Here is a 13,730-nt window from a genome sequence, read left to right as displayed (position 1 = left end):
TCCCTGCATCGACGCAGCGCCCCGCCGGTTATCCCGGCGCCGGGCGCTGGCAGCGCTCAGGCGTCCGCCCAGCGGCGCAGCAGGTTGTGATAGACGCCGGTCAGGCCGATCACGGCTTCATGCGACTGGCCGAGTTCCTGCGCTGTCTGGCGGATGCGCCCGTCCATCTCGAACAGCAGCGCACGCTGGCCGTCGTCGCGCACCATGCTCTGGATCCAGAAGAACGACGACACCCGCGCGCCGCGCGTGACCGGCGTCACGTGGTGGATGCTGGTGGCCGGGTACAGCACCATATGCCCGGCAGGCAGCTTCACGCGTTGCTGGCCGTAGGTATCCTCGATCACCAGTTCGCCGCCGTCGTACTGGTCCGGTTCGGTCAGGAACAACGTTGCAGACAGGTCGCTGCGGATGCGGAAGCTGGTGCCGCGCAGATAGCGGATCGCGTTGTCGACATGGTTGGCAAAGGTGTGCCCGCCCTCGTAGCGGTTGAACAGCGGCGGATATACCTTCAGCGGCAGTGCCGCCGAGAAGAACACCGCATTGTTGCCCAGCGCATCCTGGATCAGGTCGCCAACCTGGCGCGCCGCGGGCGAGCCCTCGGGCAGTTGCAGGTTGCGCTTGGCCAGCGCCGACTGGTAGCCCGAGGTTTCATTGCCATCGGCCCACGGCGCGGCGTCGATGATCTGCCGGACCTGCGCCACCTGGACCTTGGAAAGTACGTCTGGAATCTGCAGCAACATGGTGGCGACAACCTTTGGGCAAGAATGGGGAAAGCGCGCGCGCCTGACGGACGCGTCGTGAACGCGTATTGTATGTGAACCCTGATATCGCTCGAACAAGAATCATTATTGTTTGAGCTTGCGCAGGCGCCAGCTCCACTACAATGGTTTTTGTGTTCCCGTCATCGCCAAGGAGAAGACATGTCCGAACCGCTACACGACGAAGCGCTGGTCAATCTCTATCTGGAACGAATTTCAGCCCTGTCGGTGAGCGCCTTCGATGGTGCCGATGTCGGCGCCGAGCTCGATGCCGTGATGCGCGAGGCGGTGGCCAAATGCCAGGCGGCAGGCGGTCCGCAGGCACAAGGCACGCTGGCGGTGCTGGCCAAGCGGTTGCGTGAGCGCGCGGAAGCGGCCGAGCGCGAAGACCAGGCATTGGTGCGCGATACTTTCCTGCAGGCGGCGCAACGATTGCCGGCCTGACGGCGAGCAAGCACCACGCGTGAGATCATCGCGGCGGTTCGCAGACTCAGTTCGAAGCAGGGAATGAATCAGGCCGGTCGGCCTTGAGAACAACGCCTTGAAGGGTTGCGGCGAATGCCGCGAAAGGCGTTGGTTGCGGGGGCAGGACTTGAACCTGCGACCTTCGGGTTATGAGCCCGACGAGCTGCCAACTGCTCCACCCCGCGTCCGAAGAAATAGATTATGCAGTAGATACACACATCCGGCAAGTCTTTTCTCTGCTCATCGCGAAATCGCTGCCGCGATCATGCGCGCTGCCTGGCATTGCCATCGGCCTCGTGCGCGGCGAGCAGTGCCTCGATGTAGCGGTTGATCTGGTCGAGCGCCTCGAGCTTGGTGCCGAACGCGTGGTTGGGGAACGGGTTATGCCGCCCGGCGACAACGATGCCATCGCTACGGCGAGCGATCTCGATCAGGATGGCCCACTTGCGCTTGGGCAACGCAATCACTTCATAGACGACCTTGTAGCCTTCAAATTCCGGCATGGCGCGGCACTCCTTCTGCTGCGATGGCGAGCAAGACGTCGCTCGCTTCCACATCCAGCGTAGGAATACCGCGTCGAATCAAAAATGATCCAGGTCAACGGCCATAGATCATGCCGTGATATATGCCATTGCCAAGAGCGCAACGACACGCAAGTGACGCGCGTGGGCATCACTCGGGCGGCGGCCCGAGCAAGCGGTCCACCAATGCATAGCCGGCGCCAAATGCCGCCACCTCCGCCGCATGGCGCGTGGCGAACTGCTGCGAGCCACTCACCAGCACTTCGGTATCGCCCGCATCGGCGGGATCGACGCCTTCCTGGGCCACGCGGACTTCATAGCCCCAGCGGCCGATACTGCCCTGGCCTTGCGGCGACACCAGGACGTAAACGTCCATGTCACGGTACTGCTCGACGCGCCAGTCGTTTTCCATGCGCATTGCTCCGGGTTCGGCTTGCTCTGCCCTTGAGTCGAGCCTAGGAGGCGACAAGGACGCGCGCAAGCCGTGGCGCAGCAAAATGCCACCGCCGGGGCGAGGACTACAAGCAATGGGGAAGGCAGAAAAAGGGAGGCAGAAAAACAAAAAGGGCTTCCGTTTCCGGAAGCCCTTTTCTTGCTGCATAGGTGGCGCGGCTGGCAGGATTCGAACCCACGACCCCTTGGTTCGTAGCCAAGTACTCTATCCAACTGAGCTACAGCCGCACTCGAGAAAGGAGATTATATCTGAGATTTCAGATTTGTGAACCCCCATCGACACTTTTTTCTCATCTTTTTACGAGCGCGGGCCTGCCCGCGGCGTTTTTCTATAATGAGAACCCGAAGATGTGATCCGGACCATGAACAAGGCATTTGTCAAAGAGTCCTCTGGCGACGAGGACGACGACCTCCCCGAAGGCGCAACGCCGCTGCCACCTGGCACCAAGAACTACATCACCGCCGAGGGCTACAACCGTCTGCGCACTGAGCTGATGCAGCTGATCGACGTCGACCGGCCCGATGTGGTGCAGATCGTCTCGTGGGCGGCATCCAATGGTGACCGCTCCGAGAACGGTGACTACCTCTACGGCAAGAAACGCCTGCGCGAGATCGACCGCCGCATCCGCTTCCTGACGCGCCGCCTGGACAAGGCAGAGGTGGTCGATCCCTCATTGCAGGGCGACAACGACCAGATCTTTTTCGGCGCCACCGTCACCTACGCCAACCGCGCCGGCGAAGAGACCACCATCACCATCGTGGGCATGGACGAAGTGGACCTGGACAGCAACCGCGTCAGCTGGATCTCACCGATCGCCAAGGCGCTGATCAAGGCACGCGAGGGCGACACCGTGCCGCTGCGCACGCCAGCCGGGGTCGAGCAGATCGATATCCTGGAAGTCAGCTACCCGCCAAAGAGACAATAGTGGGCGGGCCTTTTAGGCGGCCCTGGCCAGGCGTGCGGCCACAGACCGTACAAGTAGTAGTACGGCACAGCCGCACAGCGACGCCAGGGCAGTCCTAAAAGGCCCGCCTAGCCGTCATTGCGGTCGCGGAAGATGCGGATGACGTCGGGGTTGCGGCGCAGCCCGCGCATCACGTTGGCCAGGTGCAGGCGGTTCTGGACCTGGATGATGAACTGCATGTAGGTGGCTTCCTGGTGGCTGCCGTCTTGCTGTTCCATCGCCACGTGCGCGACGTTGGCATCGGCCGCGGTCAGGTCCGCAGCGACGCGCGCGACGATGCCCTTGACGTTGCGCACCATCACCTTGATCGACACGTCGAAGGCACGCGTGGTCTTCTTGGCCCACATCACGTCGATCCAGTGCTCCGGATCCTTGCTGTGCAGGCGCTTGGCGATCTTGCAGTCCTGCACGTGGATCTGCAGCCCTTCGCCCTTGCCCAGGTAGCCGACGATCGAATCGCCGGGGATCGGGCGGCAGCATGCCGAGAAGATCATCGACATGCCTTCGTCGCCGGTGATCGGCACCGCGGGCGCTTCTTCGCCGGCAAAGGTCTGCACCGCCGCCAGCAGCGCGCTGTCGACGTCGCCGGACAGCTCCTGCAGCAGGATCTCCATGCGCTTGGCCACCACCGCAGGCACGCGCCGGCCCAGCGCCAGGTCGGCGAAGATGTCTTCGCGCTGCTTGTTGCCGGTCCACTGGATCATGCGGTCCCACACCGACTGCGGCACGGCCTTCAGTTCGATGCCGAGCTGGCGCGCGGATTGTTCCAGCAGCCGCTCGCCGAGCTGGATCGCTTCGTCCAGCTTGGTGGTCTTCAGGTAATGGCGAATCGCCGCGCGCGCCTTGCCGGTGCGCACGAACGACAGCCACGCCGGATTCGGCTTGGAGTATGGCGCCGTCACCACCTCGACGATATCGCCGCTCTTGAGTTCGGTGCGCAGCGGCAGCAGCTCGTTGTTGATCTTGACCGCGACGCACTGGTTGCCCAGGTCGCTGTGCACCGCGTAGGCAAAGTCCAGCGCGGTGGCGCCGCGCGGCAGCGCGCGGATATGGCCCTTGGGCGTGAACACGTAGACCGCATCCGGGAACAGGTCGATCTTGACGTGCTCCAGGAATTCCTGCGAATCGCCGGTCTGGCTCTGGATATCGAGCAGCGACTGCAGCCACTGGTGCGCCTGCTGCTGGATATCGTTGGCGTGGTCGGCCTGGTGCTTGTACATCCAGTGCGCGGCCACGCCGGCCTCGGCGATCTGGTGCATATCGCGCGTGCGGATCTGGAACTCGACCGGCGTGCCGAACGGACCCACCAGCGTGGTGTGCAGCGACTGGTAGCCGTTGATCTTGGGGATCGCGATGTAGTCCTTGAACTTGCCGGGCATCGGCTTGTACAAGCCGTGAAGCGCGCCCATCGCCATGTAGCAGTGCATCTGCGTTTCCACCACCACGCGGAAACCGTACACGTCCAGCACCTGCGAGAACGACAGCTGCTTGTCGTGCATCTTGCGGTAGATGCTGTACAGTGTTTTTTCGCGGCCGGACAGTTCGGCCACGATGCCGGCATCGGCCAGCCCCTTCTGCGCGGCCTCGAGGATACGCTTGACCACCTCGCGCCGGTTGCCGCGCGCGGCCTTGACCGCTTTTTCCAGCGTGGCGTAACGGAACGGGGAGCCGACCTTGAACGACAGTTCCTGCAGCTCGCGGTAGATCGTGTTGAGACCGAGACGGTGCGCAATCGGCGCATAGATCTCCATGGTCTCCAGCGCAATGCGGCGGCGCTTCTCCGGCGGCACGAAGTCGAGCGTGCGCATGTTGTGCGTGCGGTCGGCCAGCTTCACCAGGATCACGCGCACGTCGCGCGCCATCGCCAGCAGCATCTTGCGGAAGCTTTCCGCCTGCGCCTGCTCGCGGCTCTGGAATTCGAGCTTGTCCAGCTTGGTCAGGCCATCGACCAGTTCGGCGACCTTGGGACCGAATTTCTCGGCCAGCTCGCTCTTGGTGATGCCCTGGTCTTCCATCACGTCGTGCAGCAGCGCCGCCATGATGGACTGCACGTCCAGCTTCCAGTCCGCGCACAGCTCGGCCACCGCCACCGGATGGGTGATGTAGGGCTCGCCGCTCTGGCGGTACTGGCCCAGGTGGGCCTCGTCGGAAAACTGGAAGGCCTCGCGTACGCGCGCCAGGTCGGGCGCCTTCAGGTACGCAAGCCTTTCCATCAGCCGGGTGATGGAAATGACCTGCTGGCGCGGCGGTACCGCCGGCTGCGAGGTCGGGCCGAAGAAGTGCCGGTATGACTGCGCCAGCACTGCATCGATAAAGAGGCTGTCCGCGACTGGAGGCGCCGCTTCCTGCACTGCCGCCAGCTCGTCCTGCACCGCGGGCGCCCTCGCCTTGCCCGGCGCCAGCGCGGGCGCGACGGCACGCTCCCCGACGACATCGTCGCCGAGCGGATCGGGAAGATTGGGAGCGCCGGTGCGCGCGTTCACGGAAGACTGGCCCGGGATGGTGCGCTTACGCGCCGTGGGCGGCGCCGCATCGCCGTGCGCGCCGGCCGCGGGCGATGGCGGAGAGGAAGGCTGGGAGGGCAGATGCGGCGATGGCATGGCGGCGGCCCCTGGAATCCGGCTGGAGAGCCTGGAAATATGCTGGCACGTTGCAAGGATGAGCCATGGGCCGGCCGCTCGATCGGGTCGATCAGGTCGGGACCTTCTTCAGCATCTCGATGCCGACCTGGCCCGACGCGATCTCGCGCAGTGCCACCACGGTCGGCTTGTCCTTGGCCTCGACCTTGGGCGTGTGGCCCTGCACCAGCTGGCGCGCACGGTACGTGGCCGCCAGGGCGAGCTCGAAACGGTTCGGGATGTGTTTCAGACAATCTTCGACGGTAATACGCGCCATATCAAATCCACCTTGGGACAAAACCTTGTGTTGGGTTGCTATTTTACAGCACGCGGCGAAAAACGCCGGCGGCGCCGCCGCTCACGTGCATTGGCTCAGTGAATCCCGAGCTCGATGAACAGCTCCGCGTGCCGTGCTTTTTGCGACGAAAAGCGCAGACGGGTAGCCCGCACCACGTTGCGCAGCTCTTCCAGCGCATTGTCGAAAACCTCGTTGATGATGACGTAGTCCGACTCCGATGCATGCGACATCTCGCTGCCCGCCGCCAGCAGGCGGCGCACGATCACGTTGGGCTCGTCCTGGCCGCGCTTCTTCAGGCGCTCTTCCAACGCGGTCAGCGACGGCGGCAGGATGAAAATCTCCATCGCGTTGGAGAAGCGCTGGTGCACCTGTTGCGCGCCCTGCCAGTCGATCTCGAGCAGCACGTCGTTGCCTTGCGCCATCTGCTGCTCGATCCACACGCGCGAGGTCGCGTAGTAGTTGCCATGGACCTCGGCCCACTCCAGGAATTCGCCGCGGTCACGCGCGGCGCGGAAGTCGTCGACGCTGACGAAGTGGTATTCGCGGCCGTTCTGCTCGCCCGGGCGCGGCGCGCGCGTGGTATGCGAGATCGACAGGCGGATGGCCGGGTCCTGCGCCAGCAGCGCGTTGACCAGCGTCGACTTGCCGGCTCCCGACGGTGCCACGACCATGAACAGGTTGCCAGGGTAGACGGTGTCGATGGAAGGATGCGGCGCGGTTTGAGACGTTTGGCTCATGATGATGATTCGGTGACTTCGGGGTGATTCCTGGGGTGATGCCGATGCTTTGCTGCGTTATTCGAGGTTCTGGACCTGCTCGCGCATCTGCTCGATCAACAGCTTGAGCTCCATCGAGGCATCGGCCAGTTCCTTGGCGGCGGCCTTGGAACCGAGCGTGTTGGCCTCGCGGTTCAGCTCCTGCATCATGAAGTCGAGGCGCTTGCCGACCTGCCCACCCTTCTTCAGGATATGGCGGGTCTCGTTCAGGTGTGCCTGCAGCCGCGACAGTTCTTCTGCGATGTCGATGCGGATTCCGTAGACGGTGGCTTCCTGGCGGATGCGCTCGGCAATCTCGTCGCGGCTCATCGACGGCATGCCGGTGGGCGCGGCCAGGTTGAACGCTTCTTGCAGGCGCTCGGTCAGCTTCTGCTGGTGGTGCGCGATCAGTTGCGGGATCGCCGGCGTCAGGCGCTCAACGATCGCCAGCATGGCATCGACGCGCTCCATCAGCACCGCCTTGAGCGCCTCGCCCTCGCGACGGCGCGCCTCCAGCAACTGGTCCAGCGCGTCGCGTGCGGCGCCGGTCACGGCATCGCGCAGCGCCTCCTGCGACAGCTCGGGCTCGACCAGCACGCCCGGCCAGCGCAGGATCTCGCCCATGCGCAGGGTGCCGGCGCTGGGGAAGGTGCCAGCCACAGTGGTCTCCAGCGCGCGGATCTGCGCCAGCAGGCCATCGTTGAGCGCCAGCGTGGCGCCGCCCGAATCGGTGCGCTGCAGGTTGATGCGGCATTCCAGCTTGCCGCGCGACAGCTCGGCCATCAGCATCTCGCGCAGCGCCGGCTCAAAGGCGCGGCACTCTTCCGGGGCCCGGAACAACAGGTCGAGGAAACGCGAATTGACAGTGCGGAATTCCACCGAAACGGAGGCGGTGCGCCCGCTCGGCTCGCCCTGTGCGTTGGTCAGTGGCGCCTGGCGCGTCGCCAGGCCATAGCCTGTCATGCTGTGGATCATTGGATGTTCTCGTGAATGGAGGCGGCCCTGGGGCGCTGGCGGCCCGCAGCCACCCTCCTCGAGCCTCCCGCAACCGGATCCGGGAGCGCTCTCAAAACGTTGAAAGGAGGGCAACAATGCCCGTATTTGTGTTCTTTACAAGTGACCGATTAGCCCGGACAATCCGTTGGCAAATCCGCGGAGGCAAATCCGGCCCCTATTCCCATGACAGAGTCCAAGGGCACGACACAACCGAAGAGTGCACCGCTGCCCGTCGGCACGCTGTTGTCCAACTATCGTATTGTAAAGAAGTTGGCCAGCGGGGGGTTCAGTTTCGTCTACCTGGCCACCGATGAAACCGGCGCGCCGGTCGCGATCAAGGAGTACCTGCCGTCGTCGCTGGCGCGGCGCAACCCGGGCGAACTGATCCCCGTGGTGCCCGAGGAAAACGCCGCGGCATTCCGGCTCGGCCTGAAGTATTTCTTTGAAGAGGGCCGCTCGCTGGCCCGCATTTCCCATCCCAGCGTGGTGCGCGTGGTGAACTTCTTCCGCGAGAACGCCACGGTCTACATGGTGATGAACTACGAGCTGGGCAAGACGCTGCAGGAGCACGTGCTGGCGGCCCGGCAGCAGGGCCGCGCCAAGGTGCTGCGCGAGCATTTCATGCGCAAGGTCTTCCACGACCTGATGAGCGGCCTGCGTGAAGTGCATATCCACAAGCTGCTGCACCTGGACATCAAGCCCGGCAACATCTATTTGCGCGAGGACGAGTCGCCGATCCTGCTGGATTTCGGCGCCGCGCGGCAGACGCTGACCATGGAAGCGGCGCGCTTCCAGCCGATGTACACGCCCGGCTTCGCCGCGCCCGAACTGTACGGCAAGCATTCCGACCTGGGTCCCTGGACCGATATCTACAGCCTGGGCGCCACGCTCTATGCCTGCATGGCCGGCATGCCGCCGCAGGAAGCCAACCAGCGCGAGAAAGAAGACCGCATGGGCGAGGCGCTGGTGCGGCTGCGCAGCAGCTATACCAACGGCCTGGTCGACCTGGTCGAATGGTGCCTGCGGCTGGCGCCGTCGGAGCGGCCGCAGAGTGTGTTCCGGCTGCAGAAGGAGTTGCGCGAACAGACCAACGCGCTGAGCGAGCAGGCATTGCCGACGGCCGCGCCGCCGGCCCCGGCCGAGCGCCCTGCCCCCGCATCGCGCTTCCTTACGCTGCTGCGCCGCCGCGACGAGCCGGCCCCCGGCGCGAGCGTAGAATAAATCACAAATCGCGCCCGCCGTGTGGCGCGCACCTTACTGAATTTCCAAAGCCAACATGCGATTCTCTGTCTACCAGGAAAGCAGGAAAGGCGGCCGCCGCGTCAACCAGGACCGCATGGGCTATTGCTTCACGCGCGACGCGCTGCTGATGGTGCTGGCCGACGGGCTCGGCGGCCACGCGCATGGCGAAGTCGCGGCGCAACAGGCGCTGCAGACGCTGGCGCGGCAGTTCCAGACCCAGGCGCGCCCGGCGGTACGAAACCCCGCGGAGTTCCTGCAGGACACCATCATGCTGGCGCACCGCGAAATCCACCGCTACGCGGAAGCCAACCGGATGGCCGATGTGCCGCGTACCACAGTGGTCTGCTGCCTGGTCCAGCACGGCCAGGTCTACTGGGCACACGCCGGTGATTCGCGCTACTACCTGTTGCGCAAGGGCCGCCTGCTGACGCGCACGCGCGACCATTCCAAGATCGAGAACCTGCTGCAGCAGGAACGCGTGCTGCCGATGCACGTGGCCAACCACCCCGAGCGCAACAAGCTCTACAACTGCCTGGGCTCGCCCAACCTGCCGCTGATCGACCTGGGCGGCCCGGTGCGGCTGGAGCCCGGCGACGTCGCCCTGCTCTGCTCCGACGGCCTGTGGGGACCGCTGGACGAGCAGGCGCTGGTCGACAAGCTGTCGCGGCTGTCGGTGGTGCAGGCGGTGCCGGCACTGATCGAGCTGGCGCTGCAGAACGCGGGCGAAGGTGCCGACAACACCACCGGCATCGCCATGATGTGGGAGCTCGACAACAACGCCACCGGGCCCGATTCGGTGATGACCGATACGCTGCCGCTGAATGCGTTCACCACGTCGATCCTGGACCGCACCGGTTCGGAGAGTGACCTGCTGTCCGAGGAAGAGATCGAGCGCTCGATCGCCGAGATCCGCGCGGCCATCGACAAGACCAGCAACCTGATGCGCTGACCGGGTCCGCCGCAGGCCTTTGTCCTTCGCCGCGCGCCGATATGCAGCATGCGCGGGCCGGCGGCGGTAGAATCGCGGTCTCTCCCCCGATTCCAACCCGAACATCCCATGCGACCCAGCGGCCGCGCAGCCGATGCGCTGCGTTCCATCAGCCTTATCCGCCACTACACCCGCCACGCCGAGGGCTCCGTCCTCTGTGCCTTTGGCGATACCAAGGTGCTCTGCACCGCCAGCGTGCTGGCCAAGGTGCCGCCGCACAAGAAAGGCAGCGGTGAAGGCTGGGTCACGGCCGAATACGGCATGCTGCCCCGCGCCACCCACACACGCTCGGACCGGGAGGCCGCGCGCGGCAAGCAAACCGGCCGCACGCAGGAAATACAGCGCCTGATCGGCCGTGCCATGCGCTCGGTGTTCGACCTGGCGGCGCTGGGCGAATACACCATCCACCTCGACTGCGACGTGCTGCAGGCCGACGGCGGCACCCGCACCGCGGCCATCACCGGCGCCTTTGTGGCCGCGCACGACGCGGTCGCCACGATGCTGCGCGACGGCCTGATTGCCGCCAGCCCGATCCGCGACCACGTGGCCGCGGTCTCGGTCGGCATGGTCGACGGCGTGCCGGTGCTCGACCTGGACTACGCCGAGGACAGCAACTGCGACACCGACATGAACGTGGTCATGACCGGCAGCGGCGGCTTTGTCGAGGTACAGGGCACGGCCGAAGGCGTGCCTTTCAGCCGCGCCGACCTCGACGCCATGACCCGCCTGGCGGAAACCGGCATCGTCCGCCTGGTGCAACACCAGCGCGAAGCGCTCGGCCTGGCCTGAAGCAGGATCCGACCATGCAACGACTGGTACTGGCCTCCAACAATCCCGGCAAGCTGCGCGAGTTCGGCACGCTGCTGGCACCGCTCGGCTTCGATGTGGTGCCGCAGGGCGAACTGGGCATCCCGGAGGCCGAAGAGCCCTTCGTCACCTTTGTCGAGAACGCGCTGGCCAAGGCGCGCCATGCCAGCCGGCTGTCCGGCCTGCCCGCGCTGGCCGATGATTCCGGCATCAGCGCGCGCGCGCTCGGCGGCGCGCCCGGCGTCTATTCGGCGCGCTATGCGCAGATGGCAGGCAAGCCCAAGTCGGATGCGGCCAACAACGCGTACCTGGTGTCGCAACTGGCCGGCAAGCTGGACCGTCACGCGTACTACTACTGCGTGCTGGTATTCGTACGCCATGCCGAGGATCCCTGCCCGCTGATCGCCGAAGGCGTGTGGCATGGCGAGGTCGTCGACGCGCCCCGCGGCGCTGGCGGCTTTGGCTACGATCCGCATTTCCTGCTGCCGGGGCTGGGCAAGACTGCCGCCGAACTGTCGGCAGAAGAGAAGAACGCGGTCAGCCACCGCGCGCAGGCACTGCGTGCACTGGTGGCCCGGCTGCAGGCCGACGCCGCGCAGCGCAACGGCCGATGATCCCGATCATTCCGGCCGGCAGCGCGCCGTCCGCCGCGTCTCCCGTCGACAGCAAGCAGCTATGGCTCAAGCCCGGGCAGATCAGCCTGCCGGGCTCGCCGCCGCTGTCGCTGTACGTGCATATCCCGTGGTGCGTGCGCAAATGCCCGTATTGCGATTTCAATTCGCACGCGGCACCAGGCGCGGATAACCACGAGATCCCGGAAGACGCCTACCTGGATGCGCTGCGCGCGGACCTGGAGCAGTCGCTGCCGCTGGTGTGGGGCCGTCCTGTTCATACCGTCTTTATCGGCGGTGGCACGCCCAGCCTGCTGTCGGCCGCCGGCATGGACCGGCTGCTGTCCGATATCCGCGCCTTGCTGCCGCTCGATGCCGACGCCGAGATCACGATGGAGGCCAACCCCGGCACCTTCGAAGCCGACAAGTTCGCCAGCTACCGCGCCAGCGGCATCAACCGGCTGTCGATCGGCATCCAGAGCTTCAACGACCGGCACCTGCAGGCGCTCGGCCGCATCCATGGCGGGGCCGAGGCGCGCAAAGCGATCGATATCGCGCAGGCGAGTTTCGACAACATCAACCTCGACGTGATGTACGCCCTGCCCGGGCAGACGCTGGACGAATGCCGGCAAGACCTGGAGACCGCGCTGTCGTACGGCACCACGCACCTGTCGCTGTATCACCTGACGCTGGAGCCGAACACGCTGTTCGCCAGGTTTCCGCCCGCGCTGCCGGACGACGACAGCGCGTACGAGATGCAGGACCTGATCGAGGCACGCACGGCCGGGGCGGGCTATCGCCACTACGAGACGTCGGCCTATGCAAAGCCGCATCGCGAGGCGCGCCATAACCTCAACTACTGGCGTTTCGGCGACTACCTCGGCATCGGCGCGGGCGCGCATGGCAAGCTGTCGTTCCCGCACCGCATCCTGCGCCAGATGCGGCACAAGCATCCGGCCACCTACATGGCGCAAGCGCTTGCGGGCAACGCCGTGCAGGAAGCGCGCGACGTGAGCGCGGACGAGTTGCCGTTCGAGTTCATGCTTAATGCGCTGCGCCTCACCGATGGCGTGCCCGCATCGAGCTTCCAGGACTACACCGGGCTGCCGTTGCACACCATCAGCAAGCAACTCGCCGAGGCCGAAAGGAAGGGACTGCTGGAAGCCGACCTGACGACCATCCGCCCGACGGAACTGGGGCGGCGTTTCCTGAATGATCTACAGGAGATGTTCCTGAAGGACTGAGTTTTGGACCGCAGAAGTGTCCCAAAAGACAAAGGCCACGCAATCGCGTGGCCTTTGTCGTTCCGAACGGGAGTCAGCCTCAATACGGCGTCGCCATATCGTTGGCCACGCGTGCGCGCATGCCGACTTGCAGGTTGCCCAGGTTCGACTGCGTCACGGTCGCGACGCGCCCATCGTCCAGGCGCACGTTGACGCGATACGCGGTCTGCGTATTGCTGCCCACGCGCTTCTCGATCTGGTTGCCTGCCACTGCGCCCACCACGGCACCACCGATGGTGGCCGCGGTCTGCCCGCGCCCGCCGCCGATCTGGTGGCCCAGCAGGCCGCCGGCGGCACCGCCGATGACCGTGCCCAGCAGGCCCGAGCTGCCCTGCGTGGAGGTGATCGGCTCGATCGATTCCACGCGGCCGTAGTACACCGAACCGGCCGGCGCCTGCGTGGTGTTGGGTGTCTGGTAGCCGGGAGGCGGCGCCGTGTTGTATCCGGTATTGCTGTAGCCACCGTTATACGGCGCAGCACAGCCAGCCAGCACCGCCACCGCGGTGGCTGCCGGCAGGATCAGCCATTTCTTTCTTTGCATTCGCATATTGAGTTCTCCTCTGTTGCCAGTCGAAGCAGGGTTCGGGGCACACACCGGCGGCACACGCCGCGATCCCGTGCACTCCAATATGAGCGGCGGGCACATGTGAAGGTTCCGCTGTGTCAGACAGACGCCGACAGCCGCGGGCAGCGGTGTGGCAGGAAGTTTACGCATGCCGCCTTGCCGCGCCGCAAGACCACCCCGTTGCACGCGGGCCTTGTATAATGCGCGGCCTGACCGTCAGGTCGATGGCAACGAGGCGCCGAAGGACCGTCCTTTCGCGCTACAATGCCCGCACTTTCCGGAAGCGTGGCCGAGTGGTTTAAGGCAGCAGTCTTGAAAACTGCCGATGGGGTGACCCATCCGTGAGTTCGAATCTCACCGCTTCCGCCATTCCTCATTCCACGGCGTTCCGATGCCGTCCCAAGA

15 protein-coding genes and 3 tRNA genes are annotated in these 13,730 nt (G+C 65.2%); 8 read left to right on the top strand and 10 right to left on the bottom strand.

Going from position 1 to position 13,730, the window contains the following annotated elements; all coding sequences use genetic code 11:
- Window positions 1–56: 56 nt before the first annotated feature.
- Window positions 57–740, bottom strand: a complete 684-nt coding sequence (locus ACIP1U_RS03225; protein WP_400311624.1) for a Fe2+-dependent dioxygenase — start codon at window positions 738–740, stop codon at window positions 57–59.
- Window positions 741–920: 180 nt separating this feature from the next.
- On the opposite strand from ACIP1U_RS03225, the gene ACIP1U_RS03220 reads away from it, so the two are divergent.
- Complete coding sequence (locus ACIP1U_RS03220; protein ID WP_400311622.1) at window positions 921–1,202, top strand: hypothetical protein; 282 nt, start codon at window positions 921–923, stop codon at window positions 1,200–1,202.
- A 130-nt stretch (window positions 1,203–1,332) separates the two neighbouring features.
- Here ACIP1U_RS03220 and ACIP1U_RS03215 read toward each other — a convergent pair.
- From ACIP1U_RS03215 to ACIP1U_RS03200, 4 genes are all read right to left on the bottom strand, one after another.
- Window positions 1,333–1,408: transfer RNA gene (locus tag ACIP1U_RS03215), tRNA-Met, on the bottom strand.
- Between the two features lie 78 nt (window positions 1,409–1,486).
- Entirely contained in the window at window positions 1,487–1,726 is a 240-nt protein-coding gene (locus ACIP1U_RS03210; protein ID WP_400311620.1) for a hypothetical protein, read from the bottom strand.
- 169 nt (window positions 1,727–1,895) lie between these two features.
- Window positions 1,896–2,156 (bottom strand): hypothetical protein, encoded by a 261-nt coding sequence (locus ACIP1U_RS03205; RefSeq protein WP_400311617.1) that lies wholly within the window; start codon window positions 2,154–2,156, stop codon window positions 1,896–1,898.
- 192 nt (window positions 2,157–2,348) lie between these two features.
- A tRNA-Arg gene (locus tag ACIP1U_RS03200) sits at window positions 2,349–2,425 on the bottom strand.
- Window positions 2,426–2,559: 134 nt separating this feature from the next.
- Between ACIP1U_RS03200 and greB the strand changes: the two genes are divergently transcribed.
- Entirely contained in the window at window positions 2,560–3,123 is a 564-nt protein-coding gene (greB, locus tag ACIP1U_RS03195) for a transcription elongation factor GreB (protein WP_400311614.1), read from the top strand.
- A gap of 107 nt (window positions 3,124–3,230) precedes the next feature.
- Here the strand turns inward: greB and ACIP1U_RS03190 are convergent, their stop codons facing one another.
- From ACIP1U_RS03190 to ACIP1U_RS03175, 4 genes are all read right to left on the bottom strand, one after another.
- Window positions 3,231–5,762 carry a RelA/SpoT family protein gene (locus tag ACIP1U_RS03190; RefSeq protein WP_400311611.1) on the bottom strand — a complete coding sequence of 844 codons (2,532 nt, stop codon included), beginning with the start codon at window positions 5,760–5,762 and terminating at the stop codon, window positions 3,231–3,233.
- Between the two features lie 91 nt (window positions 5,763–5,853).
- A complete protein-coding gene (gene rpoZ / locus ACIP1U_RS03185) occupies window positions 5,854–6,057 on the bottom strand; it encodes a DNA-directed RNA polymerase subunit omega (protein ID WP_006578656.1) in 204 nt (67 codons plus the stop codon).
- Between the two features lie 95 nt (window positions 6,058–6,152).
- Window positions 6,153–6,815, bottom strand: coding sequence for a guanylate kinase (gene gmk, locus ACIP1U_RS03180; protein WP_400311603.1), 663 nt, complete (start codon window positions 6,813–6,815; stop codon window positions 6,153–6,155).
- A 57-nt stretch (window positions 6,816–6,872) separates the two neighbouring features.
- Window positions 6,873–7,808: a YicC/YloC family endoribonuclease gene (locus tag ACIP1U_RS03175; RefSeq protein ID WP_400311601.1), complete on the bottom strand. Its 936-nt coding sequence runs from the start codon at window positions 7,806–7,808 to the stop codon at window positions 6,873–6,875.
- A gap of 204 nt (window positions 7,809–8,012) precedes the next feature.
- Between ACIP1U_RS03175 and ACIP1U_RS03170 the strand changes: the two genes are divergently transcribed.
- The 5 genes from ACIP1U_RS03170 (at window position 8,013) to hemW (ending at window position 12,721) form a co-directional block, all read left to right on the top strand.
- On the top strand, window positions 8,013–9,050 hold the full coding sequence (locus ACIP1U_RS03170) for a serine/threonine protein kinase (protein WP_400311598.1): 1,038 nt from the start codon (window positions 8,013–8,015) through the stop codon (window positions 9,048–9,050).
- Between the two features lie 55 nt (window positions 9,051–9,105).
- On the top strand, window positions 9,106–10,020 hold the full coding sequence (locus ACIP1U_RS03165; protein ID WP_400311595.1) for a PP2C family protein-serine/threonine phosphatase: 915 nt from the start codon (window positions 9,106–9,108) through the stop codon (window positions 10,018–10,020).
- A gap of 108 nt (window positions 10,021–10,128) precedes the next feature.
- Window positions 10,129–10,848, top strand: a complete 720-nt coding sequence (gene rph / locus ACIP1U_RS03160) for a ribonuclease PH (protein WP_400311592.1) — start codon at window positions 10,129–10,131, stop codon at window positions 10,846–10,848.
- Window positions 10,849–10,862: 14 nt separating this feature from the next.
- On the top strand, window positions 10,863–11,480 hold the full coding sequence (rdgB, locus tag ACIP1U_RS03155; protein ID WP_400311590.1) for an RdgB/HAM1 family non-canonical purine NTP pyrophosphatase: 618 nt from the start codon (window positions 10,863–10,865) through the stop codon (window positions 11,478–11,480).
- On the top strand, window positions 11,477–12,721 hold the full coding sequence (gene hemW / locus ACIP1U_RS03150; RefSeq protein WP_400311589.1) for a radical SAM family heme chaperone HemW: 1,245 nt from the start codon (window positions 11,477–11,479) through the stop codon (window positions 12,719–12,721). Before rdgB ends, hemW begins: the two co-directional genes overlap by 4 nt.
- Window positions 12,722–12,800: 79 nt before the next feature.
- Here the strand turns inward: hemW and ACIP1U_RS03145 are convergent, their stop codons facing one another.
- On the bottom strand, window positions 12,801–13,307 hold the full coding sequence (locus ACIP1U_RS03145; protein ID WP_400311587.1) for a glycine zipper 2TM domain-containing protein: 507 nt from the start codon (window positions 13,305–13,307) through the stop codon (window positions 12,801–12,803).
- 297 nt (window positions 13,308–13,604) lie between these two features.
- Here ACIP1U_RS03145 and ACIP1U_RS03140 point away from each other — a divergent pair.
- A tRNA-Ser gene (locus ACIP1U_RS03140) sits at window positions 13,605–13,694 on the top strand.
- Window positions 13,695–13,730 lie beyond the last annotated feature (36 nt).

It is taken from the genome of Cupriavidus sp. NPDC089707, from assembly GCF_044748965.1.
Classification (GTDB): domain Bacteria; phylum Pseudomonadota; class Gammaproteobacteria; order Burkholderiales; family Burkholderiaceae; genus Cupriavidus.
Note: the sequence above shows the minus strand (reverse complement) of the source record. Positions and strands in the feature narration are given on the sequence as shown.

What these genes read in the sequence shown, in the direction of transcription:
- rdgB (WP_400311590.1), top strand. Translation starts at nt 10,863, where the DNA reads ATGCAACGACTGGTACTGGCCTCCAACAATCCCGGCAAGCTGCGCGAG.
- rph (WP_400311592.1), top strand. Translation starts at nt 10,129, where the DNA reads ATGCGACCCAGCGGCCGCGCAGCCGATGCGCTGCGTTCCATCAGCCTT.
- ACIP1U_RS03205 (WP_400311617.1), bottom strand. Translation starts at nt 2,156, where the DNA reads ATGGAAAACGACTGGCGCGTCGAGCAGTACCGTGACATGGACGTTTAC.
- gmk (WP_400311603.1), bottom strand. Translation starts at nt 6,815, where the DNA reads ATGAGCCAAACGTCTCAAACCGCGCCGCATCCTTCCATCGACACCGTC.
- ACIP1U_RS03165 (WP_400311595.1), top strand. Translation starts at nt 9,106, where the DNA reads ATGCGATTCTCTGTCTACCAGGAAAGCAGGAAAGGCGGCCGCCGCGTC.
- ACIP1U_RS03220 (WP_400311622.1), top strand. Translation starts at nt 921, where the DNA reads ATGTCCGAACCGCTACACGACGAAGCGCTGGTCAATCTCTATCTGGAA.
- ACIP1U_RS03175 (WP_400311601.1), bottom strand. Translation starts at nt 7,808, where the DNA reads ATGATCCACAGCATGACAGGCTATGGCCTGGCGACGCGCCAGGCGCCA.
- hemW (WP_400311589.1), top strand. Translation starts at nt 11,477, where the DNA reads ATGATCCCGATCATTCCGGCCGGCAGCGCGCCGTCCGCCGCGTCTCCC.
- ACIP1U_RS03190 (WP_400311611.1), bottom strand. Translation starts at nt 5,762, where the DNA reads ATGCCATCGCCGCATCTGCCCTCCCAGCCTTCCTCTCCGCCATCGCCC.
- ACIP1U_RS03210 (WP_400311620.1), bottom strand. Translation starts at nt 1,726, where the DNA reads ATGCCGGAATTTGAAGGCTACAAGGTCGTCTATGAAGTGATTGCGTTG.
- ACIP1U_RS03170 (WP_400311598.1), top strand. Translation starts at nt 8,013, where the DNA reads ATGACAGAGTCCAAGGGCACGACACAACCGAAGAGTGCACCGCTGCCC.
- ACIP1U_RS03225 (WP_400311624.1), bottom strand. Translation starts at nt 740, where the DNA reads ATGTTGCTGCAGATTCCAGACGTACTTTCCAAGGTCCAGGTGGCGCAG.
- greB (WP_400311614.1), top strand. Translation starts at nt 2,560, where the DNA reads ATGAACAAGGCATTTGTCAAAGAGTCCTCTGGCGACGAGGACGACGAC.
- rpoZ (WP_006578656.1), bottom strand. Translation starts at nt 6,057, where the DNA reads ATGGCGCGTATTACCGTCGAAGATTGTCTGAAACACATCCCGAACCGT.
- ACIP1U_RS03145 (WP_400311587.1), bottom strand. Translation starts at nt 13,307, where the DNA reads ATGCGAATGCAAAGAAAGAAATGGCTGATCCTGCCGGCAGCCACCGCG.